This is a genomic window from Acidovorax sp. Q11, assembly GCF_054950075.1.
This window is the reverse complement of record NZ_JBUDZG010000008.1, coordinates 129,439-153,296: the sequence shown is the minus strand read 5'-3', so window position 1 is coordinate 153,296 and position 23,858 is coordinate 129,439. Positions and strand designations below refer to the sequence as shown.

Genomic DNA, 23,858 nt, shown 5'->3' with positions numbered 1-23,858 from the left:
AGGGGAACGCAGCCCTCGCTGCGGGGCGGCCCTTGCTAGGCTGCCCTGGTCTGGCGCGTGCCAGTTTCGTGCGCAGCGCCTTGGACAAATGACATGACATTCACAGGATTTCTACTTGAGCGGTTGATGCCGCACCTGATCCTTGCGCCCATCGCGCTGCCCCTGCTCACGGCCGGGCTCATGCTGCTGTTGCGCGAGGAGCGCCAGCGCACCAAGGTCACGCTCAACATCGCCTCGACATTCCTGGGCTTGGTGGTCGCGGTGCTGTTGCTGGTGCGGGCCGACGATCCGAGCCTGCCCGACGGCCTGGGCGTGTACCTGCCCGGCAACTGGCCCGCGCCGTTCGGCATCGTGCTCACCATCGACCGACTCTCAGCCATGATGCTCACGCTGAGCAGTACCGTGGCCCTGGCCAGCGTGCTGTTCTCGGCGGCCCGCTGGCACCGGGCGGGTGTGCACTTTCACCCGCTGTTCCAGTTCCAGCTCATGGGGCTTGCGGGTGCTTTTCTCACGGCCGACCTGTTCAACCTGTTCGTGTTTTTCGAGATCATGCTGGCCGCCTCCTACGGGCTGCTGCTGCACGGCTCGGGGCGCCCACGCGTGTCGGCAGGGCTGCACTACATCGCCATCAACCTGGCGGCTTCGTCGCTGTTCCTGATTGGCGTGTCCATGCTCTATGGCATCACAGGCACACTGAACATGGCCGACCTGGCGCGAAACATCGCAGGCATACCAGCGACCGACCGAGGCCTGCTGCATGCGGCGGCTGCGATCCTGGCGGTCGCGTTTCTCATCAAGGCCGCTGTGTGGCCGCTCAACTTCTGGCTTGTCCCCGCCTACAGTGCCGCAACGGCGCCCATTGGGGCATTGTTCGCCCTCATGACAAAAGTGGGTGTGTACAGCGTGCTGCGCCTATGGACACTGCTGTTCGGCACCGAGGCGGGGGAATCGGCCCAGTTTGGCAGCCAGTGGCTGATTGGCGGCGGCCTTCTCACCATGGCGTTTGGCGCCGTCGGCATGCTAGGCTCTCAGCGCCTGGGTCATCTGGCCGGATTCGCGGCCATCCTATCGTCGGGCACACTGCTGGCGGCTGTCGGCTTTGGGCAGGCCCTGCTCACGGGCGGGCTGCTGTACTACCTGCTCAGCTCCACGTTGGCCGTGAGCGCCCTCTTCCTGCTGACCGACCTGATCGACCGGTGGCGCAACGATGGCGCGAGCCTCGCGCCCCACGAGCAAACCGACGACGCCCCCTTCCTCTCAGCCGACCTTGTTCCCACCGAGGGCATGAACCTCGATGACAAGGAGCAGGCACTGATCGGCCAGGTGATTCCGGCTGCCGCTGCCTTGCTGGGCCTGGCCTTCATCGCCTGCACTCTGGTCATTGCGGGCCTGCCACCGCTGCCCGGGTTTGTGGGCAAGTTCGCCATGGTGCATGCGCTGCTCAACCCACTGGGGCTGGGCGCTTCCGGCGGGTTGCAACTGGGCGCTGCGGGCTGGACCCTGGTGGCCCTGCTGGTGGCATCCGGCCTGCTGGCGCTGGTTGCCCTCACCCGCGCGGGCATTCGGCACTTCTGGGCTGCGCATGACCGCTCGGCGCCCAAGCTGCTGGTGCTGGAAGGGCTGCCAATTGCCCTGCTACTGGGCGCCTGCGCTGCGCTGGCCTGGCAGGCCGGCGCCGTGATGCGCTACACCCAGGCCACTGCTGACGCTCTGCACGCACCTGCCGCTTACGTGCGCGCCGTAATGGCGGCAGAGCCCGTGCCCAACCCACCCAAGCCAGCCGTAACGCAGGGAGGCAACAAGCCATGAAACCACCCCCTCCCCCACGGCCGTTCAAGCGGTTGGTACCGGCCCCCTTGCTGTCTCTGGCGCTGCTAGGCCTGTGGCTGCTGCTCAACCGCAGCCTGAGTGCTGGGCATGTCGTCCTGGGCACTGTGTTTGCTCTGGCGATTCCGCTGCTCACTGCCGGGCTGCGCCCTCTGCCGGTGCGGGTACGCAAACCCGGTGCCGTGCTCCGATTGGCGTTCACGGTGGTGGCTGACACCACACGCTCCAACTTGGCTGTGGCCCGCCTGCTGCTGGCCCCCAGCCGCAGACGGCACCCGGCAGCCTTTGTATACGTCCCGCTGGATGTACGCGACCCCAATGCCCTCGCCGTGCTGGCGATGATCGTCTGCATCACCCCCGGCACGGCCTGGGCCGAACTGTCGCTGGACCGCAGCATGCTGCTGTTGCATGTGCTGGAGGTGGAGGACGCAGCAGCCATAGCGGCCAGTGTCAAGCAGCGCTACGAACGCCCCCTGATGGAGATTTTCGAATGACCCCTGTCCTCGGCTGGGCCTTGCCGACGGCCCTGTTCATGCTGGCGCTGGCCATGGGCTGCGCTCTGATCCGCCTGCTCAAGGGTCCTTCCGCACAAGACCGAATTCTGGCGCTTGATTGCATGTACCTGAGCGGCATGCTGGTGATGCTGGTGCTGGGCCTGCTGTACGGGAGCAAGAACTACTACGAGGCCGCACTGCTGCTGGCGCTGTTCAGCTTTGTGGGTGCCATGGCGATGGCAAAGTTCTTGCTGCGCGGCGAGGTGATCGAATGACCGAAGCCGTACTGCCACTATGGCTGGAAATCATCGTTGCCTTGCTGGTGCTGGCAGGCGCCGGGCTGGCCTTGTTGGGCTCCACGGGCCTGCTGAGCCTGTCCACGTTTTATGAGCGCATGCATGCGCCCGCCATCATCGCCACGCTGGGCTGCTGGCTGATCATGCATGGCACGGTGCTGTACTTCTCGGTGGCCGACCGCAGCCTGGCGCTGCATGCACTGCTGATCGCCGTGTTTGTGGCGATCACGGTGCCCATCATGTCGATCTTCTTGATGCGCGCGGCGCTGTTCCGCGCGCGGCAGATGGGGCTGGATGTGCCGCCCAGCCTCAGCCAGCCCAAGGCCCCCGCAGAAGGCAAAGACTCCTGATTTGATAGCTGCTTGCGCTTGATGGACGCGCGCAAGCAGCCATTTAGAGCACTATTCTTGACCTGAAGACCCGAATCCGCCGCCGCCCGGTGTGTGGATTTCAAACACATCGCCCGGCAACATCTCGGCCTGGCCGATGTGGTCCAGCAGCTCCACCCGGCCATCGCTGCGTACCACCTTGTTGATGCCCACGGCACCCGGCTGGCCGCCTGCCATGCCAAACGCGCCATGGTGGCGGCCGTTCGACAGGATGCTGGCCGTCATCGGCTCCAGAAAGCGCACACGGCGGATGCCGCCATCACCGCCCTTCCACTGCCCGGCGCCGCCCGAGCCCTTGCGAATCTCGTAGCCCTCCAGCCGCACGGGGAAGCGGAACTCCAGCACCTCGGGGTCCGTCAGGCGCGAGTTGGTCATGTGGCATTGCACGACGCTGGTGCCTGCAAAGCCGCCAGTGAGCTGCCCGTTGGCATCCCACACGCCGCCCGCGCCACTGCCCCCCGAGATGGTCTCGTAGTACTGGTAGCGCGTGCTGCCAAAGGTGAAGTTGTTCATGGTGCACTGCCCCGCCGCCATCAGGCCCAATGCGCCATACAGCGCGTTGGTGATGCAGGTGGAGGTCTCCACATTGCCCGCCACCACCGACGCTGGCGGGTTGGGGTTGAGCATGCTGCCCGGCGGGATGATCACGTTGAGCGGCTTGAGGCACCCAGCATTCAGCGGAATGTCGTCATCCACCAGCGTGCGGAAAACATACAGCACCGCCGCCATGCACACCGCCGTGGGCGCGTTGAAGTTGTTCGTCTGCTGCTCGCTGGTGCCGGTGAAATCGATGGTGGCGCTGCGGCTTTCTGCATCCACCTTCACGGCCACGCTGATCTGCGCGCCGTTGTCCAGCGGCAGCGTGAACGCGCCGTCCTTCAACCGCGTGATGACGCGGCGCACGGACTCCTCGGCGTTGTCCTGCACATGGCGCATATAGGCCAACACGACATCGAGGCCAAACTCGGCCACCATGCGGCGCAGCTCCTGCTGGCCCTTTTCGTTGGCCGCAATCTGCGCGCGCAAATCGGCCATGTTCTGCTGCGGGTTGCGGCTGGGGTACTCGCCGCTTTCGAGCAGCGCAATCATCTCCGCCTCGCGCAGCACGCCGCGCTCCACCAGCTTCACGTTGTTGATCTGCACGCCCTCTTCCTCGATGCGCGTCGAGAACGGTGGCATGGAGCCCGGCGTGGTGCCGCCCACATCGGCGTGGTGACCCCGGCTGCCGACGTAGAACGTGGGCTCGGCGTTGTCCCCCAGGTAGACCGGCGTGATCACCGTGATGTCCGGCAGGTGCGTGCCGCCGTGGTAGGGGTCATTGAGCACAAACACGTCGCCCGGCTGCATGCGCCCGGCGTTGTCACGTATCACCGTCTTGATGCTCTCGCCCATCGAGCCCAGGTGCACGGGCATGTGCGGCGCGTTGGCGATGAGGTTGCCTGCGGTGTCAAACAGCGCACAGCTGAAGTCCAGCCGCTCCTTGATGTTCACCGAGTAGGCAGTGTTCTGCAGCTGCAGGCCCATCTGCTCGGCGATGTTCATGAACAGGTTGTTGAACACCTCCAGCAGCACCGGGTCCACCGTGGTGCCCACGGCGTGTTGCACGGCACGGGCCACGCGGCGGTTGAGCAGCAGATGGTCCAGGTCGGTCAGCGTGGCCTCCCAGCCGGGCTCCACGATAGTGGTGGCGTTCTTCTCGGCAATGATGGCCGGGCCGGGGATCACGTCACCCGGGCGCAGGTCCTCGCGCACCACCAGCGCGGCGTCATGCCACACGGGCACGCCGTCCACGCCCCCGGTGTACATGCGCACGGTGCTGCGGCGCGGCACCTCACGCTCGGGCTGCAGCGCGTGGCGCGGTTCCACGGGCGCATCGCCGGGCACCACCGCCTCGACCGACACGGCTTCCACCACCAGACCCTTGCCCTGCATGAGGAACGCAAAACGCTGGCGGTAGGCGTTCTCGAACGCGGCGGTGATTTCGGCCAGCGAGCCAAACGGCACGATGAGTGCCGAGTCGCTGCCCTCGTAGCGCACATGCACGCGGCGGTGCACCACGGCAGTGCCCGCGCCCACCTGCTGGCGCTCCAGCTCGGTGCGCGCGGTGGTAGCGAGTTGGTCCAGCGTGGCTTCAATGCCAGCGAGCGCGTTTGGCACGAGCTTGGTTTCCACCGCCTGTTCGCGGATCACGTTCTGGTCCGCCAGGCCCATGCCGTAAGCACTGAGCACGCCCGCCAGCGGGTGCACAAACACGCGCGTCATGCCTAAAGCATCGGCCACCAAACACGCATGCTGGCCGCCCGCGCCCCCAAAGCATTGCAGCGTGTAGCGCGTCACGTCATACCCACGCGCTACGCTGATCTTCTTGATCGCGTTGGCCATCTGCTGCACGGCGATCTGGATGAAGCCATGGGCCACGTCTTCTTGCGAGCGGCCGCTTTGCACCGCCAGCTGCGCAAACTTCTGCCCCACCACGTCGCGGTCGAGCGCCTCGTTGGCTGCATGGCCAAACACCTTGGGGAAATGCGCGGGCTGGATCTTGCCCACCATCACGTTCGCATCCGTCACGGCCAGCGGGCCGCCCCGGCGGTAACTGGCAGGGCCGGGGTTGGCGCCCGCGCTTTCGGGGCCGACGCGGAAGCGCGCACCGTCAAAACCGAGGATGGAGCCGCCACCGGCCGCGACGGTGTGGATGCTCATCATGGGCGCACGCATGCGCACGCCCGCCACCTGCGTCTCGAACTCGCGCTCGAACTCGCCCGCGTAGTGGCTCACATCGGTGCTGGTGCCGCCCATGTCAAAGCCGATGACCTTGTCGTGGCCTGCCAAACCGGCGGTGCGGGCCATGCCGACGATGCCGCCTGCGGGGCCCGACAGGATCGCGTCCTTGCCCTGGAACACCTGCGCATCGGTGAGGCCGCCCGACGACTGCATGAAAAACAGCTTCACGCCCGGCATTTCGCTCGCCACCTGGTCCACATAACGGCGCAGGATGGGCGACAGGTACGCATCCACCACCGTGGTGTCGCCCCGGCTCACCAGCTTCATCATGGGGCTGGTGGCGTGCGATGCGCTGACCTGCGTGAAGCCCGCTTCGCGCGCAATGCGGGCGGCGGCTTCTTCGTGTGCGGTGTAGCGATAACCGTGCATGAACACGATGGCCGCGCTGCGCAGGCCTGCGTCGTAGGCCGCCCACAGGCGTTCTTTCAGGTGGGCTTCGTCCAGCGGCTCGAACACCTCGCCCCGCGCGCCCACACGCTCCTGCGCCTCGATCACGCGCTCGTACAACAGCTCCGGCAGCACGATGTGGCGGTCGAACAGACGCGGGCGGTTCTGGTAGGCGATGCGCAGCGCATCCTTGAAGCCCTTGGTGGTGATGAGCAGCGTGGGCTCTCCCTTGCGCTCCAAGAGCGCGTTGGTGGCCACGGTGGTGCCCATCTTCACGCATTCCACCAGCTCGGGCGTCACAGGTTCGCCGGGCTTCAAACCGAGCAAGTGGCGGATGCCCGCCACGGCGGCATCCTTGTACTGCTCGGGGTTCTCGGACAGCAGCTTGTGCGTGACCAGCGTGCCATCCGGGCGCTTGCCCACCACGTCGGTGAAGGTGCCGCCCCGGTCGATCCAGAACTGCCAGCGGGACATGGGAGAAGGTTGGTTGGACATGTCAATGCTACTCAATTGATAGCTATAAGCGCTTTACAGTCGAGCGCAAGAGCCGTTTTTTATTCAGATTTCCGGGCCATACAGGGCACCGAAGCCACTCAGGCCGCCAGCATCACAGCGACGCAGCCGAGCGCGCCGCCTGGTCGTACATGCCCGAGAGCACACGCAGCAACCGGGCCAGCTCGCCGATGTCGCGGTTGAGCGCGTCGTCGGCTTTGAGGGCGTCGATCAGGCAGCTCTCGCGGATCTCGCGGTAGCGCTGCACGTAGGCACGACCCACATCGGTGGCAGCGTAGGTCACTTCCTTGCCGTTCTTTTGCGAGGCGACTACGCCCAGTGTCTGCAGTTTTTTCAGCGAGTAGTTCACCAGGTGTGTGTCTTCCACGTTCATGATGAAGCAGATGTCGGCCAGGCGCTTGTCGCGTGCGCGGTGTGTGACATGGTGCAGCACCACCACGTCGAGCGGCGTCAGGTCCTTGAGCCCCGCCGCTGCCATGCAGTGCACCACCCAGCGGTGGAAGGCATTGCCCGCCACGATGAGGCCGAACTCGAACTCGCTCATCTCCGCGCTTTGCGCGGACACCAGGTGTGCAGACGACACGATCGGACCGGAATCGCCCTTGTCCTTGGCCCCAGGTTTCATGAACACCGCCTTTGCAATAGTCGAATCTGGCACGGGATATGCATGGGGCATTGTAGGCAAGTCACCAATAATTTGTTGGCAATTTGTCAGCGTTTAGGCAAAACACCTATGTCGCCACGGGCTGTTTTCTATACAGTCGCCGACAGTCCCTTCACCCCACGTCCCTTACTTGCGGAGCACCCCATGAAGCGTCGAATCTTCCCCGCCACTGCCCTCGGCCTGGCCCTGGCCTGCGGTTTCACCGCCACATCGGTCATGGCCCAGGCCAAGTGGGACCTGGCAGCGGCCTACCCCGTGAGCAACTTCCACACGGAAAACCTGGTGCAGTTCGCCAAGGATGTAGATGCAGCCACCGCAGGCAAGCTCAAGATCACCGTACACGCCAACGCCTCGCTGTTCAAGGCCAACGAAATCAAGCGCGCTGTGCAAGGCGGGCAAGCCCCCGCAGGCGAAATCCTGCTGGGCAACTTCGAGAACGAAAACCCGCTGTACGGCGTGGACGGCATCCCCTTCCTGGCCACCTCGTATGCGGATTCCAAGCGCCTGTACGACGCACAAAAGTCCTCGCTCGACAAGCTGCTGGGCACCCAGGGCATGAAGCTGCTGTATGCCGTGGCCTGGCCACCACAGGGCATCTACGCCAAGAAGGAACTGACCTCGGTGGCCGACCTGCGCGGCATCAAGTGGCGCGCCTACAGCCCCGCCACGGCCAAGATCGCCGAGCTGATCGGCGCGCAGCCGGTGACCATCCAGGCGGCCGAGCTGTCGCAGGCGCTGGCCACGGGCGTGGTCGAGGCCACCATGACCTCGGGCTCCACCGGCTACGACAGCAAGATCTACGAAAGCATCAAGCTGTTCCATGACACCCAGGCCTGGCTGCCGAAGAACGCGGTCATCGTGAACAAGAAGGCCTTCGATGCGCTGGACAAGCCCAGCCAGGACGCCTTGCTCAAGGCATCGGCCGAGGCCGAAGAGCGCGGCTGGAAGGTCAGCGCCGAGAAGACCGAGTGGTACAAGAAGGCACTGACCGAAAAGGGCATGAAGATCGTCACGCCAGCACCCAAGCTCATGGCAGACATGCGCCAGGTGGGTGAAATCATGCTGGCCGACTGGACCAAGAAGGCCGGCCCCGATGGTGAAGCCATCATCGCTGCCTACCGCAAGAGCGCGCCTGCCACCGCACCGGCCAAGAAGTGACCATGCTGCGCCGCTGGCTCGACCGCATCTACCTGGCCGCAGGCGCCCTGGGCGCAGGTTTCATCGTGCTGATCTGCGTGCTCATGGTGGCACAAAGCATCATGCGCGAACTGGGCCTGCGCACGGGCGCCATCAATGACATCGTGGCCTGGTTCTGCGCGGCCGCCGCCTTCATGGCCATGGCCCACGCGTTCAAGCACGGCGACTTTGTGCGCGTGACACTGATCCTGGAAAAACTCCCCCCGCGCCGCTGCCGCCAGCTTGAAACCGTCGCGCTTGCCATTGGCACAGTGGCCGTGGGTTACCTGATGTGGGCCGCGTGCAGCTACACCTACGAGAGCTGGGAGTTCAACGACATCTCGCAGGGCCTGCTGCCCATGCCCTTGTGGATTCCGCAGCTGAGCTTCGCGCTCGGCTCCATCCTGCTGTGGGTGGCCGTGGTCGATGAGTTCATCATCGTGTTGCGTGGTGGCGTGCCTACCTTTGTGCGCGCCGTCGAAGAGCGCCACGCCAAGGGCGACTTCTCTTCCGACATCTGACCCGTCACTACCAATAACAACAGGTGACCTGCCCCGTTGCGGGGACAGGGACCACAAGAAAGCACGACATGGATATTCTGATGGTGGGCGGCGTCCTACTCCTGCTGATGCTGGTGCTGCTGTCCGGTGGCGTTTGGATCGCCATGACGCTGGCCATCTGCGGCTGGGTAGGCCAGGCCTTCTTCACCTCCACGCAGCCGGCCAAAAACCTGTTCTCGGCCTTCTGGGAGAGCAATGCCAGCTGGGAGCTGGCGGCACTGCCGCTGTTCATCTGGATGGGCGAAATCCTGTTTCGCACCAAGCTGTCGGAAGAGATGTTCGAGGGCCTGCGCCCCTGGCTCAACCGCGTGCCAGGGCGGCTGATGCACACCACCATCCTGGGCTGCGGCATCTTCGGCTCCGTCTCGGGTTCGTCGGCAGCCACATGCGCCACCATCAGCAAGGTGGCGCTGCCCGAACTCAAGAAGCGCGGCTACGACGAGCGGCTGGCGCTGGGCTCGCTGGCCACGGCTGGCACGCTGGGCATCCTGATCCCGCCTTCCATCACCATGGTGGTTTATGCGGTGGCGGCCGATGCCTCCATCATCCGCATCTTCCTGGCCGGGTTCATCCCGGGCATTTTGCTGATGCTGCTGTTCTCGGGCTACATCGGCTGGTGGAGCCTGCGCAACCCCGACAAGGTGCCAGCGGCCGACCCGCCGACAACTTTCCGCGAGAAGATCCGCAAGTCAGGCAACCTGATCCCCGTGGGCGTGCTCATCGTGTTCATCGTGGCGGTGCTGGTCACCGGCTATGCCACGGCCACCGAGTGTGCGGCGTTCGGCGTGCTGGGCTCGCTGGGCCTGGCGCTGTGGAGCCGCTCGCTGACCTGGCAGAACTTCAAGGACGGGCTGATGGGCACCACGCGCACCAGCTGCATGATCATGTTCATCCTGGCGGGCGCCGCCTTTTTGACCAAGACCATGGCCTTCACCGGCATCCCGCGCGAGCTGGCCGAGTGGGTGAACAGCATGCACCTGTCGCCCTTTGCGCTGATCAGCGTGCTGGTGGTGGTGTACCTGGTGCTGGGCACTGCCCTGGACGGCATTAGCATGATCGTGCTGACCAGTGCGGTGGTGCTCCCCATGATCCAGCAGGCTGGCTTCGACCTGATCTGGTTCGGCATCTTCGTGATCCTGCTGGTCGAGATCGCCGAGGTCACTCCGCCCGTGGGCTTCAACCTCTTCGTGCTGCAGAACATGACGGGCAAGGACAGCAACACCATTGCGCGGGCGGCCATCCCGTTCTTCGCGTGCCTGGTGGTCTGCATTGCGCTCATCACCCTCTTTCCGCAGATCGTGACCATCCTGCCCGACCTCGTCATGGGCGTGGAGAAGTAGCGCAGGTCACCAGGCTGCGCGCGGTACGATCCCTCCCTCATGTTCGCAGCATTCGCCATCGCCCTCGGAGCCAGCATTGGTGCATTGGCCCGGTGGCGTCTGGGCCTGTGGCTGAACACAGGGGGGGCCGCGCTGCCATGGGGCACCCTGGCGGCCAACCTCATCGGCGGCTACCTGGTGGGGGTCTGTGTGGCCATCTTCCAGGCCCTCCCCCAGCTGGACCCTGCCTGGCGCCTGGCACTGGTGACCGGGTTTCTTGGGGGGCTCACCACCTTCTCCAGCTTCTCGGCAGAAGTGGTGGGCATGCTCCAGCAGCAGCGTTATCTGCTGGCAGCGGGCACCACGGGCCTTCACCTCTTCGGCTCGCTCGCGCTGACGGTGTGCGGCATACAGACCGCTACCTTTTTGCTCGCAGGCCGTAGCTGATAATCTGGCAGACAGGTTCTAGAACAGGTTCTTAGCCTCCTCGCCCAACCCACCGATCACTGCAACAGCGGGCATCCGTCCCGCCCATCCGCCATGGAAGCCAACACCCAACTCAACGAACGCCGCCTGGCCGATGCCTGGGCCGAGCTGCACAGCCACGCCACCAACGGCAACCCCCTGCAGGCCGATGCCTACCGCATGGCCTTTGCCGACCCCGAGTTCCTGTTCCGCCGCGAAACGCGCGGCATCCGCTTTCAGCTGGAGATGCTCAAGCCCGACCTGGGACAGACCGAACAAGGCATTGAAAACACCATCGTGGTCTTTGGCAGCGCCCGCTTCATGGCGCCCGAAGACGCCGCCCAGGCCCTGACAGCCGCCGAAGCCACGGGGGACGCCACGCAGATTGCACGCGCCAAGCTCGCGGTGCGCAATGCCCGCCACTACGACCTGGCCCGACAGTTTGCCCAGCTGGTGGCCGCGTACAGCGAACGCCAGCGTCCCGCAGACCGGCTGTACATCTGCACGGGCGGCGGCCCCGGCATCATGGAAGCCGCCAACCGGGGCGCCCATGAGGTCGGCGCACCCAACGTGGGCCTGAACATCGCCCTGCCCCACGAACAAAGCGGCAACCGCTACATCACCCCTTCGCTGAGCTTCAAGTTCCACTACTTTGCGCTGCGCAAGATGCATTTCATGATGCGTGCCAAGGCGCTGGTGGCGTTCCCCGGCGGCTTTGGCACGCTGGATGAGCTGTTTGAGGTGCTGACCCTGGTGCAGACCGGCAAGGCCAAGCCCGTGCCCATCGTGCTGTGTGGCACGGACTACTGGAAGCGCCTGATCAACTTCGACGTGCTGGTGGAAGAAGGCACGATCTCGGCGCAGGACCTGAAGCTCTTCCACTACACCGACGATCCGCAGGAAGCCTGGGATTTGATCCGGGCGTTCTACAAGCTCTGACCCCCGGGGCACCACACCCCACGGCGGCGTGGAACCCTAGGGATGTCCTGCACAACGCCCTGCGGTCGGTCATAGCGCGGCCTCGGGCAGTTCGCTGCGTTGCTTTTCTTGCCAATAGCCCGGCTGTTGGCGGCCAAAAGGCGCCATGCGCCCCATCCCGATCCGCACTACCACCGCCCCGCGAGGGTTAAGCAGGACATCCCTAGCGGATCACCGGCGGTGGCGGGGGCGGAGGCAGTATAAAAATCGGCAGCACCGGGATAAACACAAACGGCGGCCGCACCGTGGGCGGTGGTGGCGCGGTGGTGGCAGGTGGCGGTGCCGTGGTCGTCGGGGGCGGCGGCGTAGGCCGTGTGGGCGGCGGTGGTGTGCTCGGTGCCGGGGGCTGGTAGTCGTCCGTGGGCGGCGGGGGTGGCGCCGCAGGCACAGGGGGTGGTGGCGCCGTGATGGGCGGTGGCGGCACCACGGGCACCGGCGCCGGGGTGGGCGCAGGGACGATGTACACAAACGCACGGCGCCCCTGCACGTCCAGCTGCTCTCCCATCAGCATGGGGGTGGGCAGCTCGGGCACCGGCAGCAAGGCACGGGTGTGAGTGTAAACAGGCAGCTCCTGGTCGGACAACACCAGCACCGCCTCACCAGCCGTCACACCCACACAACCGGCCTGGGTGCAGACCTCGATCTCGTCCTGCTCGCCCGACACCAGCACCTTGCCATTGGCATCAATGGCCAGCATGAAGGCCGAGCCCCGGATGCCCACCACGGCCGTAGGCGTGATGACCTTGTAGCTGGCGGGATTGCGCTTGCCGATGAGCCCGGTGAGCGCGCGCATGCCGCCGCGCAGCAGGTTGACCACAAAATGGTCTTCGCCCGTGCCTGCACCGTCGGCATAGCGGGTCACAGTGAACTGCGAGTCGGGGTACAGGGCCACCAGGCCGCCGTCCGTAAAGCGGATCTGCGCGCGCCCCTCGGTGCCGGTCAGCACCACATCGCCGCCGTCCAGCTCAGCCCCCTTGGCCAGGCGCGACAGGCTGTCGCCCCGGCGCAGCTGCACATCGCCCGCCGTGAACTGCACCAGGCCGGCAGCCGCCAGCCCGGTGAGAGGCCAGGCCGCCACCATGCCCATCAGCAGCGCCAGCCGGGCGCGTTTTTGGTCGGATGTCATAAGCACCTCCACGGTGTCGCAGCGAAACCCCAGGGATGTGGCCGCATTCAGAACTCCCGGCGCAGCAGGATGGAAAACACCCGCCGCTCATAGTCGGTGATGGGCAGCGTGGAGGCGTTGCGCGTGAACTGCCACTGCGGCGTCACGCGCCAGCCTGGCGCAGGGGTCCAGTTCAGGCCCAGCGCCACCTGGGCCTGGCGGTCGGTGCGGGTCACGGCAAAAAACGGGTCCTGCCCACCATAGCGCCGGTGCTCCCAGTCGGCGCTGGCAAACACCGTCCACTGCGGTGCCAGCGGCCATTGCCCACCCACGCGCACGCCCCACAGGCGGTGGCCCAGCGGGTCGGCATCGTTGGCCTTGGGCTGCTCACGCCCGCCATACACGCCCGCATAGGCCGATGTGCCGTTGCGAAACAGGTGCGAATACGAGGTGCCCAGCACACTGCGCCGCACATTGCGCAGCTCCTGCGTGGGGTAGCGCACCTCCAGCACCTGCAAGAAGCTGCCCCATTGCCGGAAGCCGTCGATGCGGTAGATCCACTCGCCCAGCACACCGCCCATGGTGCGCAGGCGCGAGCCGTCGAGTGCGTAGTACGAGCCCTGCCCTGAGACAATCACCTCATGCCGCTCGGCCCGCCAGGCCATGCCCAAGGCGCCGTCCAGGGCCGTGTGGTCAAACCGGTCGGCCTGGCCGCCGTAGTGGCGTGTGGCCGCGAGCGCCGTGCCCACCACCGACCAGCGCGAATTGATCACCGCCCGGCCCCGCAGCCCGGCCTGCGCCACCACATAGTTGCCCGAGGTGGCCTGCGCTTCGGGCAGCAAGGCCCACGGCGGCGTGCCCGGCACGGGGGACTGCAACTCGCCCACCACGGGCGCGGCATTGGCGTTGGAGTCATGGCCCACGCCCAGCTCCACATAGCCCTTGATCGAGGAATGTCCGCCGTACTCGGGGCGGTCGTACGAATACAGGAACTGGTCCAGGGTGTGCCCCGCGTCCACGGGGATCAGCAAAGCCTGCACCTGGGGCGGCAGCGCCAACACGCCGCGCCGGTCGCCCACGGCCTGCAGCGACTGCCCCAGCGCCACCTGGGCGGCCTGGTTGCCGGGGTCGGCCGCCAGCACCCGTTCGCGCGCCATGATGGCCCGGGTGTACTGGCCCGCCGCATGGGCTGCCTCGCCCATGGCGGCGTCAAACGCCGGGTCACCCGCACGCCGGGCCTCGTGGGCATCCAGCAATTGAAAAGCCTGCACGGCCTGCCCTTGGCGCACCAGGGCGGTGGCCTGCTGGACCACCTCGTCGGCCAGCGCCACAGACGGAAGGCCCGCGCCCAGCGCCGAGGCCAGGCACCATGGCAACACGCGCCGTGACCAGAATCGAAGGTACATGACAGCCCCCTCTCGGAACCCGCTGACGGGCAAAGGCAATTTACACCTGTTTACGCTTTTTGGGACTCCTCGGGAACCCTGTTAACAATGCGCCACGCCAGCCGCGAGCCCCCCAGGCCCGCCGCGCCCACCGCCCAGAACAGGCCGCTCACGCCAATCACCGCCCCGGCCGAGCCAAACATCAGCGGCATCAGCACGCTGGACGCGTTGATCGCCATCAGCCGCAGGCCCAGCGCCTCGCCCTGGCGGTGAGAAGGCGTGATCTGGTGCAGCAGGCTCATCACCATGGGCTGCCCCGTGCCCAGCGCCAGGCCCAGCAGCACCGAGCACAGGCCCATGGCCCAGGCGCTGTGCAGCAGCGGGTACACCGCAAACAGCACGGCTGTGACCAGCATGGCCACCGCCATCACGGCCTGCTCGCGCAGGCGCTTGGCGAAAAAGGGCATCAACACGCGGATCACGGTGGCCGCAATGGCAAACGCGCCAAAGATGGTGCCGATGACGGCGGCCGACAGCCCGCGCTCGTGCCCCAGCAGCGGCACGGCAAACGCATGCACGTCCCAGCAGGAGGAAATCAGCCAGTTGACGATGAGCAGGCGGCGAAACGGCGCATCGCCCAGCAGGTCCCAGGCTCGCTGGGGCGGCCCGCCCGGGGTGCTGCCCGCCGCAACGCTGGCAGCTGGCAGGTCTGGCACCCCCCGCACACAAAACCAGCTGAGCAGGGGCAGCAACGCCAGCAGCGCAAACGCTGCGCGGTAGCCCTCCAGGCTGCCCGGCGTGCTGCCCGCCAGGTCAATCGCCAGCCCGGCCGCAAACGGGCCGATGAAGTTGGACACCGCCGGGCCGATGGACAGCCAGCTGAACACCTGCTTGAGCTCGGTCGCGTCGTGCACGGCGCGGCCCGCGTGGCGCTGCACGGCAATCGTGGCGGTCCCGGCTGCGGCGCCGGTCATCAGCGCAGCCACGCACAGCACCGGAAAAATGGGAAACACCACGGCCAGCCCCGCGCCCATACAGGCCACGGCCACCGAATAGCCCACCGGGCGCTTGAGCCCGTGGCGGTCGGCATAGCGGCCCGCAGGCAGCGCCAGAAACACCTGCGTGAGCGCAAAAAGCGCCACCAGCAAGCCCACGGCCGCCGCGCTGTAGCCCTCGCGCAGCGCCAGCAGCGGCGCGGCCAGGCGCATGCCGGCCATGCTGCCGTGCACGCAGATCTGGCCAGCGATCAACCGGGCCAGTGTTCCGTTCACGGCAAATCGTCCTCGGGGTCCAGCCCGGGCAAGGCTGCCGTGCGGGCACCAGCCAGCGGGGCGCGGGCCGCATCGGGTGCGGGCAGTTCCTGCACGTCGCGCAGCTTGCGCTGGATGGCGCGGGTACGCACGCCCACCTCGTCAAACTTCTTGGCGGCGGCGTCGATGGATTTTTTGGTGGCTTCGACCACATCGCCAAACTTGGCGAACTCGGTCTTGACCATGCCCAAGAGACTCCACACCTCGGACGAGCGTTTCTCGATCGCCAGCGTCTTGAAGCCCATCTGCAGGCTGTTGAGCATCGCGGCCAGGTTGGCTGGGCCGGTGATCATCACGCGGCATTCGTTCTGCACCGCTTCCACCAAACCGGGGCGGCGCATCACCTCGGCAAACAGGCCTTCGGTGGGCAGATACAGCACGGCAAAGTCGGTGGTGTGAGGGGGCGAGACATATTTGGCGAAGATCTTTTTCGCTTCGAGCTTGATCGACGTTTCAAACGCATTGCCCGCCGACAGGATGGCCGCCTTGTCGGCCGCGTCCTGCGCATCCATGAGGCGCTGGTACTGCTCCACGGGGTACTTGGAGTCGATGGGCAGCCACACCGGGTGTTCGTCGTTCTTGCCCGGCAGGCGGATCGCGAATTCCACCAGCTCGTCGCTGCCCGGCACCGTCTTGACGTTGCGCGCGAACTGGTCGGGTGTGAGCACGTTGTCGATGATGGCGCCCAGCTGCATTTCGCCCCAGGTGCCACGCGTCTTCACGTTGGTCATCACGCGCTTCAGGTCACCCACGCTGCCTGCCAGCGTCTGCATCTCGCCCAAGCCCTTGTGCACTTGTTCGAGCCGGTCGCTCACCAGCTTGAAGGATTCGCCCAGGCGCTGCTCCAGCGTGGCGTGGAGTTTTTCGTCCACCGTGCGGCGCATTTCTTCGAGCTTGGTCGCGTTGTCGGCCTGGATGGCGGCCAGGCGTTCGTTGAGCGCATTGCGCAGCTGCTCGGCGTTGTGCTGGCTGCCCTGCACCATGCCCGTGAGCTGCTGCGAGACCGCGTCCTGCAGCACCGAGAACTGGTTTCGGATCTGGTTGCCGTTGGCTTCGAGCTGGTCCTTGAGCGCCGTGGACACGGTGCCCATCTGCGTCTGGATGTCGGTCTTGAGCGAGTCGAGCGTGCCGCGCGTGGCGGCCGACAGGGCTTCGAAGCGCTCTTGGATGCGCTGCTCGAACAGCTGCGTGCTTTCGGCCAGCGCCTCGCGTGAGCGCTGGCTATCCGACGCGAGCGACTGCGCGGTCTGCGTGAGTTCGGCGCGGAAGGCGGCCAGCGCATCGGACAGTTCCTTGCGCGCCAACGCTGCCTCGGCCTGGCCCTGGGCCAGACGCTGCTCCAGCTTGGCCTCAAACGCGCCAAACGCGGCCAGCAGCTCAGCCCGGCCGGTGCGGGACTCGCCCACGGCCTGGGCCAGCCGCTCATCCACCGCGCCGCGCAGGGCCTCCAGCTGGTGCTGCGTGGCCTGCGTAAAGCCCGAGAGCTGCTTCGCCATCGCCTCCATGGCACCGTCGTTGCGGGCCACGGCCAGTTGGGTGGCCTGGGCCGTGGACTCCAGCGCCTGCAGGCGCGCCAGCCACTCGGCAGGCAGCTCCACACGCGGGCGGCGCAGCAGCGCCACAGCCACCAGCACCACCACAACGGCCCATGCGGCCAACAAAACAAGCGTATCTGTAGTCAAGGTGATTACTATAATTTTGATAGCTATTACCGCTTATCCATCGCGCGGTAACGGCCAATTTTCTTCAAATCCTAGCCCCGCAGCCCCGCCTGGGGCTGGTTCACCGGGGTGAGCGGCCCGCGCCCGCCAAAGAAGGCGATCAGGTTGTCGGCCGCCAGGTTGGCCATGGCACGGCGCGTGGGCACCGTGGCACTGGCGATATGGGGCGTGAGCACCACGTTGGGCACAGTGAGCAGGTCGGGGTGCACGCTGGGCTCGCCTTCGAACACGTCCAGGCCCGCTGCGGCAATGCGGCCTTCTCGCAGTGCCACCGCCAGCGCGGCGTCGTCCACAATGCCGCCGCGCGCAATGTTGATGAGTGTGGCCGTGGGCTTCATCAGCGCCAGCTCGGGGGCACCGATGGTGTGGTGCGATGCGGGGGTGTAGGGCACCACCAGCACCACATGGTCGGCCGTGCGCAGCAGCTCTTCTTTGCTGACATAGCTGGCCTTGCATTCGGCCTCCATCTCTGCCGAAAGCCGCGAACGGTTGTGATAGACCACCTTCATGCCAAAGCCATGCGCGCCACGCTTGGCAATACCCTGCCCGATGCGCCCCATGCCGATGATGCCCAGCGTGCTGCCATGGATGTCGCTGCCCGCGAACATGTCGTAGCTCCACTTGGTCCATTGGCCTGCGCGCAGGTAGTGCTCGCTCTCGGTCATGCGACGGGCCGTGGCCATCAGCAGCGCAAAGCCAAAGTCGGCCGTGGTCTCGGTCAGCACATCGGGCGTGTTGGTGCCCAACACACCGACGGCGGTCATGGCATCCAAGTCAAAGTTGTTGTAGCCCACGGCCATGTTGGCGCAGATCTTGAGGCGCGGCGCAGCGGACAGCAGCGCGGCGTCGATGCGCTGGCTGCCGGTGGTCAGCACACCGTCCTTGTCGGCCAGGCGCGCGGCCAGTTCTTGCGGCGTCCAGATCACATCGTCGGGGTTGGCTTCGACGTCGAAATGCTCGCGCAGGCGGTCCACGATGTCGGGGAAGATCGCACGCGCGACCAGGATGCGGGGTTTACTCATATTGCTATTTCCAATCAATTGTGTGGAGATCACCGCACGTAAAACGGGCATGCACCAAGACCAGGGCCGCCGAGCAAAGGCCGCCCTGCAGCGAGGGCGGCGTCCCCCTTCCCGCAGCGCGCAGCGGTGCGAGAGAAGGGGGAAGCGGCGCAGCCGCTCAGGGGGATGTCCACTATCTAAACCAGATAAAAGTCATGACGATAAAGAGCGGCACCAGAATGCACCCCGACCAAAGCATGTAGCCAAAGAAGCTCGGCATCTTCACACCCCGGTCCTCGGCAATGGCCTTGACCATGAGGTTGGGCGCATTGCCAATGTAGGTGTTGGCGCCCATGAACACGGCGCCCGCCGAGATGGCGGCCAGCGTAGGCGCCAGGGCGGTCATCAGCACGGCAGGGTCGCCGCCTGCGGTGTTGAAGAACACAAGGTAGGTGGGCGCGTTGTCGAGGAAGGAGCTGAGCGCGCCCGCCGCCCAGAAGTACATGGCCGGGTCAGGCGAGCCATCGGGCCGCGTGACGGCCGCCACGATGGCGCCGAACGGGCCGTTGACACCGGCCTTGAGCATGGCGATGACGGGGATGATGGTGAGGAAGATGCCCGCAAACAGCTTGGCCACCTCCTGCATGGGGGCCCAGCCGAACTGGTTGTCCTCGTGCACCTTCTTGGGCGTGAGCCACAGCGACGCCAGGGTCACGATGATGAGGCCCACATCGCGCACGATGCCGGGCAGGCCGACTTCGGTGCCCGCGATGTTGAACGCCACGGACGACTTCCAGAAGCCGCTGACCAGCACCAAAGCCACCACCGCGCCCAGCAGCGCAAAGTTGACCTTGCCGTCAAAGCCGATGGCACGGCTGTCGGGCGTGGGGTCGGCCTTGAGCACCTCTTCGCGGCGGCGGTAGTACCAGCTGTCGAGCACAAAGAAGATGGCCAGCAACGCGCCGACGAGGAACAGCGTTTCCTGGAAGATGTGGCTCACCGTCCAGAAGAAGTCCACGCCCTTGAGGAAGCCCAGGAACAGCGGCGGATCGCCCAGCGGCGTGAGCGAGCCCCCGGCGTTGGAGACGATGAAGATGAAGAACACCACCACATGGGCCACATGCTGGCGGTTGTCGTTGGCGCGGATCAGCGGGCGGATCAGCAGCATGGACGCGCCCGTAGTGCCCATGAAGCTGGCGAGCACCGCGCCCAGGCCCAAGATGGCGGTGTTGAGCCCCGGGCTGCCATGCAGGTTGCCCCGGATGAAGATGCCGCCCGCCACCGTGAACAGCGCCGTCAGCAAGATCACGAACGGGATGTATTCGGCCAGCAGCGCATGCACGAGGCTCACACCCGCCATGCCCGGCCCGAAGGTGATGGCAAAAGGCAGCAGAAACGCCAGGCCCCAGGCTGCCGCGACCTTGCCGAAATGGTGGTGCCAGAAGATGGGCGCGAGCAGCGGCAAAAGTGCAATCGACAGCAGGATGCCCGCAAACGGCACGCCCCAAAGCACGGACAGCGTACTGCCGTCGATTTCGGCCGCGACGGCCATGCCGGGCAGTGCGGTCAGAAGACCTGAAAAAGCCAGCCCGCGCGAAAGTTTCAAAGCTCTTGTCTCCATCCAGTTTTCAACATCGGAAGCGCGCCCCGGCGCCCATCCCCAATCGCCAACAGCTACCGACAATCTTCCAGCGGCTACGCCGCCGCAGGGATGTCGAACACCTGGCGCAGGTAGGCCAGGTACTTCTCGTCATCGCACATGCCCTTGCCCGGCGTGTCCGACAGCTTGGCCACGGGCTGGTCGTTGCAGCGTGTCATCTTGATCACGACCTGCAGCGGCTCGTGCGCAGGCGGGCTGCCCAGGTCGTTGGTGAGGTTGGTGCCAATGCCAAACGCCAGCTGGCAGCGGCCCCGGAACTGCTGGTACAGCTCGATGGTGCGCGGTATGGTGAGCGCATCGCTGAAGATCAGCGTCTTGGTCAGCGGATCGACTCGGTTCTTGCGGTAATGCTCCAGCAAACGCTCGCCCCAGGCAAACGGGTCGCCGCTGTCGTGGCGCGCGCCGTCGAACAGCTTGCAGAAATACAGGTCGAAGTCGCGCAGGAAGGCGCTCATGCCGTACACATCCGACAGCGCAATGCCCAGGTCGCCCCGGTATTCCTTGGCCCACATTTCAAAGCCGAACACCTGGCTGTCGCGCAGGCGCGGGCCCAGGGCCTGGCAGGCCTGCAGGTACTCGTGCGCCATGGTGCCCAGCGGCGTCACGCCCAGCTTCATGGCATAGAGCACGTTGCTCGTGCCCGCAAACTGGCCGGGCCCTGCGGGGGAGCCGGGGCGGCGGTCGCCCGTGCCCAGGCGGGCCACCAGCACACGCAGAACTTCTTCGTGCCAGGCGCGCGAGAAGCGGCGGCGGGTGCCGTAGTCGGCAATCTTGAGGTCGGCCAGGCCCTCGGCCTGCAACTGGGTGATCTTGGTGTCGAGGCGCCTGCGGCCCTCGGGGAAGTCGGGCACCTTCTGCGTGTTGCGGAAGTAGACCTCGTTGACGATGGCCAGCACCGGGATCTCGAACAGGATGGTGTGCAGCCAGGGCCCGCGGATGGAGATGTCGATCTCGCCGTTGTGCTGGGGGGTGACGGTGATGTATTTCTCGTTGAGCCGGAACAGCCCGAGAAAGTCCACGAAGTCGCTCTTGATGAAACGCAGCGAGCGCAGGTAGGCCAGTTCGGCGTCCTGGAAATGCAGGCTGCACAGCGACCGGATCTCGTCACGGATCTCGTTGGCAAACGGCGCCAGCTGCACGCCGGGGTTGCGGCACTTGAACTTGTACTCGACCTGCGCCCCCGGGAACTGGTGCAGCACCACCTGCATCATGGTGAACTTGTACAGGTCGGTGTCGAGCAGGCTGGTGATGATCATGGACGGGGCAGGCGCAGGGTAGCGCCAGGGTGCGGGAGGCCGTTCAGCGAAGCCGCAAAGTGTAGGCCATAGGCGGCCATAGCGCTGGGTGTGGCCCGGAACCTTTACCCGTGTTCAGTTGGCGCTGCCGCCCGGGTGGAGCTTCAAGGTTTTTTGGCCGCTACCGCGCTCTAGACATGGACTGATTGCTATCAAATGCATTGCAACCACAGCACGGCCTGTCAGGCAGGCACCACCAGCGCCTGCAGCACGGCGCGCAGCGCCTCGGGCACGGGCACAGGGCGGCGGGTTTCGCGGTCTACATACACGTGGATGAAATGGCCAGCGGCGGCGGTGAGTGGCTCGCCCTGCGCAAACAGGCCCACCTCGTAACGCACGCTGGAACCCCCGAGCTTGGCCACGCGGATGCCCGCCTCCACCGTCTGCGGAAACGCCAGCGGCGCAAAGTAGTTGCACTGGGTCTCGATCACCAGGCCGATGGTGCCACCCGCATGGATGTCGAGCACGCCCTGGTCAATGAGGTGGGCGTTGACCGCCGTGTCGAACCAGCTGTAGTACACAACGTTGTTCACGTGCCCATACACATCGTTGTCGGCCCAGCGTGTGCTGATGGGGCGGAACACGCGGTAGGCGCTGCGCGGCTGCGGGGCCGGGCGCGCGGGTGCGGGGGCTGTGGTGGGGGAGGTGGACGGGGTGCTGGCGGCAGAGGTCATGGCCGCACATTCTGCCAGCGCTGGTGGTATTGCAAGGCCACGCGCCAAGTGGTGAGCTGGGCCTGGATCGTGTCTTCCAGATCGTTGCCATACCCCCCCGCCATCGCGAACACCAGCGGGATGCGCAGCTGCCAGGCCCAGTCGAACACGCGCCGGTCGCGCGACTCCAGGCCATCGTGGGTCACGGCCAGGCGGCCCAGGCGATCGCCTTCGTGCGGGTCGGCCCCAGCCAGGTAAAACACGAGGCCGGGCGTGCAGCGCTGCTCCAGCACCGCCAGGGCCTCGTCCAGCGCCTGCAGATACTCCGCATCCCCACAGCCGTCCGGCAGGTCAACATCCAGATCGCCCGCCTCTTTGCGAAAGGGAAAGTTGCGCGCCCCGTGCACTGACAGCGTGAACACGCTGTCGTCACCCTGGAAGATATGCGCCGTGCCATTGCCCTGGTGCACGTCCAGGTCGATCACGGCCACCTGCAGCGGCAAGCTGCCACCGCCCCGCCCTGCGGCATGTTCGGCCTGCATGCGCCGGGCGGCCACGGCCACATCGTTGAACACGCAGAACCCGCTGCCCTTGTTTGCATAGGCATGGTGCGTGCCGCCCGCCAGGTTGCCGGCCACACCGTCGCGCAAGGCTTGGCGGCTGGCAGCCACCGTGGCGCCCACCGAGCGCCGTGCGCGCTCGGCCATGGCCTCGCTCCAGGGGAAGCCGATCTCGCGCTGCGCAGCGGGCGGCAGCGTGCCGTGCGCAATTGCGTCGATGTATTCGGGGGTGTGGGCCAGCGCCAAGTCTTCGTCCGCCGCAGGCAACGCCACCTGCAGCGCCACGCCGGGCAGTTGCTGTGCAATCCGGTCGCGCAGCATGCGGTATTTGGCCATGGGAAAACGGTGGCCCTCGGGCAGGGGCAGAACAAAGTGATCGGCGTAGTAGGCAAACATGACGCGATTGTGGCAAGCCGTGGATTTCTGGGGCGCCGTACCTAATTTGCTGCAGTGCAACAAAAAACCCTTGCAATAGCGCAGCAAGTCCCTAAAATTCAACCCATGCTGCACTGCAACATGACTCTACCGGGTCAAGGTCAGCGCAGATGTCTGTAAGCCACCCTGGCCCTCTGGGTCCCATTTTTAGGAGATATGACATGACGCTGACCGCTGAACAAATCCTGGCCTCGCACAAAGCCAACATCGAAACCCTGTTTGGTCTGACGACCAAGGCCTTCGAAGGCGTGGAAAAGCTGGTGGAACTGAACGTGACCGCTTCGCGCGCCGCCCTGTCGGAAGCCGCCACCCACACGCAAGCCGTGCTGGGTGTGAAGGACGCACAAGAGCTGCTGGCCCTGCAAGCTGGCCTGTTCCAGCCCCTGGCTGAAAAGACTGCTGCCTACAGCCGTCACCTGTACGACATCGCTTCGGGCACCGGCGCCGAATTCGGCAAGGCTTTCGAATCGCAAGCCACCGACGCGCAGAAGGCTTTCACCAACCTGGTGGACAGCGCCGCCAAGAACGCCCCCGCCGGTTCTGAAACCGCCGTGGCCGTGATGAAGAGCGCCGTCTCTGCCGCCAACAACGCGTTTGAATCGGTTCAAAAGGCCGTCAAGCAAGCGTCCGATGTGGCCGAAGCCAACTTCAACGCTGTGGCCAGCACTGCTGCCAACGCCGCCAAGACCGCTGCTCCCCGCAAGCGCTAAGCCCAGTACCTGCGGTCTGGAGTGCAACCTCTAGGCCGCATTCAGGGATTACCCTGATAATTGACCCAAGCGCTGCGACACACACCCTGTGTACAGCGCGCGAGTTGTCTCCTTGGATCCTCTCGAAACCCCCGTTTCAAGGATCCTTTTAAAGCCCGGTTTTGCGACCGGGCT

The 23,858-nt window shown here is 65.7% G+C and carries 21 protein-coding genes; 10 read left to right on the top strand and 11 right to left on the bottom strand.

The window, feature by feature from the left end; translation table 11 throughout:
• Positions 1-93: 93 nt before the first annotated feature.
• The 4 genes from ACYZGB_RS09640 to ACYZGB_RS09625 are packed head-to-tail and all read left to right on the top strand — an operon-like array spanning position 94 to position 2,967.
• A complete protein-coding gene (locus ACYZGB_RS09640) occupies positions 94-1,809 on the top strand; it encodes a monovalent cation/H+ antiporter subunit D (RefSeq protein WP_462388014.1) in 1,716 nt (571 codons plus the stop codon).
• Positions 1,806-2,321 carry a Na+/H+ antiporter subunit E gene (locus ACYZGB_RS09635; RefSeq protein ID WP_462388013.1) on the top strand — a complete coding sequence of 172 codons (516 nt, stop codon included), beginning with the start codon at positions 1,806-1,808 and terminating at the stop codon, positions 2,319-2,321. The genes ACYZGB_RS09640 and ACYZGB_RS09635 overlap by 4 nt, the downstream gene beginning before the upstream one ends.
• Entirely contained in the window at positions 2,318-2,596 is a 279-nt protein-coding gene (locus ACYZGB_RS09630) for a K+/H+ antiporter subunit F (RefSeq protein ID WP_462388012.1), read from the top strand. The genes ACYZGB_RS09635 and ACYZGB_RS09630 overlap by 4 nt, the downstream gene beginning before the upstream one ends.
• Positions 2,593-2,967 carry a monovalent cation/H(+) antiporter subunit G gene (locus ACYZGB_RS09625; RefSeq protein ID WP_462388011.1) on the top strand — a complete coding sequence of 125 codons (375 nt, stop codon included), beginning with the start codon at positions 2,593-2,595 and terminating at the stop codon, positions 2,965-2,967. The genes ACYZGB_RS09630 and ACYZGB_RS09625 overlap by 4 nt, the downstream gene beginning before the upstream one ends.
• 51 nt (positions 2,968-3,018) lie before the next feature.
• Here ACYZGB_RS09625 and ACYZGB_RS09620 read toward each other — a convergent pair whose 3' ends face one another.
• Together ACYZGB_RS09620 and ACYZGB_RS09615 are read right to left on the bottom strand one after the other, a co-directional pair.
• On the bottom strand, positions 3,019-6,669 hold the full coding sequence (locus ACYZGB_RS09620) for a hydantoinase B/oxoprolinase family protein (RefSeq protein WP_462388010.1): 3,651 nt from the start codon (positions 6,667-6,669) through the stop codon (positions 3,019-3,021).
• 112 nt (positions 6,670-6,781) lie between these two features.
• Entirely contained in the window at positions 6,782-7,312 is a 531-nt protein-coding gene (locus ACYZGB_RS09615; protein ID WP_462388009.1) for a winged helix DNA-binding protein, read from the bottom strand.
• A 183-nt stretch (positions 7,313-7,495) separates the two neighbouring features.
• On the opposite strand from ACYZGB_RS09615, the gene ACYZGB_RS09610 reads away from it, so the two are divergent.
• The 5 genes from ACYZGB_RS09610 to ACYZGB_RS09590 all read left to right on the top strand — a co-directional run bounded on the left by ACYZGB_RS09610 (position 7,496) and on the right by ACYZGB_RS09590 (position 11,810).
• Positions 7,496-8,509 carry a TRAP transporter substrate-binding protein gene (locus ACYZGB_RS09610; RefSeq protein WP_462388008.1) on the top strand — a complete coding sequence of 338 codons (1,014 nt, stop codon included), beginning with the start codon at positions 7,496-7,498 and terminating at the stop codon, positions 8,507-8,509.
• Positions 8,510-8,511: 2 nt separating this feature from the next.
• Positions 8,512-9,048 (top strand): TRAP transporter small permease, encoded by a 537-nt coding sequence (locus ACYZGB_RS09605; protein ID WP_462388007.1) that lies wholly within the window; start codon positions 8,512-8,514, stop codon positions 9,046-9,048.
• A 68-nt stretch (positions 9,049-9,116) separates the two neighbouring features.
• Positions 9,117-10,427 carry a TRAP transporter large permease gene (locus tag ACYZGB_RS09600; RefSeq protein ID WP_462388006.1) on the top strand — a complete coding sequence of 437 codons (1,311 nt, stop codon included), beginning with the start codon at positions 9,117-9,119 and terminating at the stop codon, positions 10,425-10,427.
• A 39-nt stretch (positions 10,428-10,466) separates the two neighbouring features.
• Positions 10,467-10,853 (top strand): fluoride efflux transporter CrcB, encoded by a 387-nt coding sequence (gene crcB, locus ACYZGB_RS09595; protein ID WP_462388005.1) that lies wholly within the window; start codon positions 10,467-10,469, stop codon positions 10,851-10,853.
• 93 nt (positions 10,854-10,946) lie between these two features.
• Positions 10,947-11,810: an LOG family protein gene (locus ACYZGB_RS09590; protein WP_462388004.1), complete on the top strand. Its 864-nt coding sequence runs from the start codon at positions 10,947-10,949 to the stop codon at positions 11,808-11,810.
• 202 nt (positions 11,811-12,012) lie between these two features.
• Here ACYZGB_RS09590 and ACYZGB_RS09585 read toward each other — a convergent pair whose 3' ends face one another.
• From ACYZGB_RS09585 to ACYZGB_RS09545, 9 genes are all read right to left on the bottom strand, one after another.
• A complete protein-coding gene (locus ACYZGB_RS09585) occupies positions 12,013-12,975 on the bottom strand; it encodes a FecR family protein (RefSeq protein ID WP_462388003.1) in 963 nt (320 codons plus the stop codon).
• A gap of 47 nt (positions 12,976-13,022) precedes the next feature.
• Positions 13,023-14,360: a surface lipoprotein assembly modifier gene (locus ACYZGB_RS09580; RefSeq protein ID WP_462388002.1), complete on the bottom strand. Its 1,338-nt coding sequence runs from the start codon at positions 14,358-14,360 to the stop codon at positions 13,023-13,025.
• 50 nt (positions 14,361-14,410) lie between these two features.
• On the bottom strand, positions 14,411-15,610 hold the full coding sequence (locus ACYZGB_RS09575) for an MFS transporter (protein WP_462388001.1): 1,200 nt from the start codon (positions 15,608-15,610) through the stop codon (positions 14,411-14,413).
• Complete coding sequence (locus tag ACYZGB_RS09570) at positions 15,607-17,331, bottom strand: DNA recombination protein RmuC (protein WP_462388000.1); 1,725 nt, start codon at positions 17,329-17,331, stop codon at positions 15,607-15,609. Before ACYZGB_RS09570 ends, ACYZGB_RS09575 begins: the two co-directional genes overlap by 4 nt.
• Before the next feature lie 71 nt (positions 17,332-17,402).
• Positions 17,403-18,392, bottom strand: a complete 990-nt coding sequence (locus ACYZGB_RS09565) for a 2-hydroxyacid dehydrogenase (protein WP_462387999.1) — start codon at positions 18,390-18,392, stop codon at positions 17,403-17,405.
• 172 nt (positions 18,393-18,564) lie between these two features.
• Positions 18,565-19,977, bottom strand: a complete 1,413-nt coding sequence (locus ACYZGB_RS09560; protein ID WP_462387998.1) for a sodium:proton antiporter — start codon at positions 19,975-19,977, stop codon at positions 18,565-18,567.
• A gap of 89 nt (positions 19,978-20,066) precedes the next feature.
• Entirely contained in the window at positions 20,067-21,287 is a 1,221-nt protein-coding gene (gene pncB / locus ACYZGB_RS09555) for a nicotinate phosphoribosyltransferase (protein ID WP_462387997.1), read from the bottom strand.
• 221 nt (positions 21,288-21,508) lie between these two features.
• Positions 21,509-22,000, bottom strand: a complete 492-nt coding sequence (locus ACYZGB_RS09550; protein ID WP_462387996.1) for an acyl-CoA thioesterase — start codon at positions 21,998-22,000, stop codon at positions 21,509-21,511.
• Positions 21,997-22,935, bottom strand: coding sequence for a histone deacetylase family protein (locus ACYZGB_RS09545; protein ID WP_462387995.1), 939 nt, complete (start codon positions 22,933-22,935; stop codon positions 21,997-21,999). Before ACYZGB_RS09545 ends, ACYZGB_RS09550 begins: the two co-directional genes overlap by 4 nt.
• A 200-nt stretch (positions 22,936-23,135) precedes the next feature.
• On the opposite strand from ACYZGB_RS09545, the gene ACYZGB_RS09540 reads away from it, so the two are divergent.
• The gene (locus ACYZGB_RS09540) at positions 23,136-23,684 is read left to right on the top strand and encodes a phasin family protein (RefSeq protein ID WP_124515095.1); all 549 of its coding nucleotides are present in this window, start codon (positions 23,136-23,138) and stop codon (positions 23,682-23,684) included.
• The last annotated feature ends 174 nt before the right edge of the window (positions 23,685-23,858 follow it).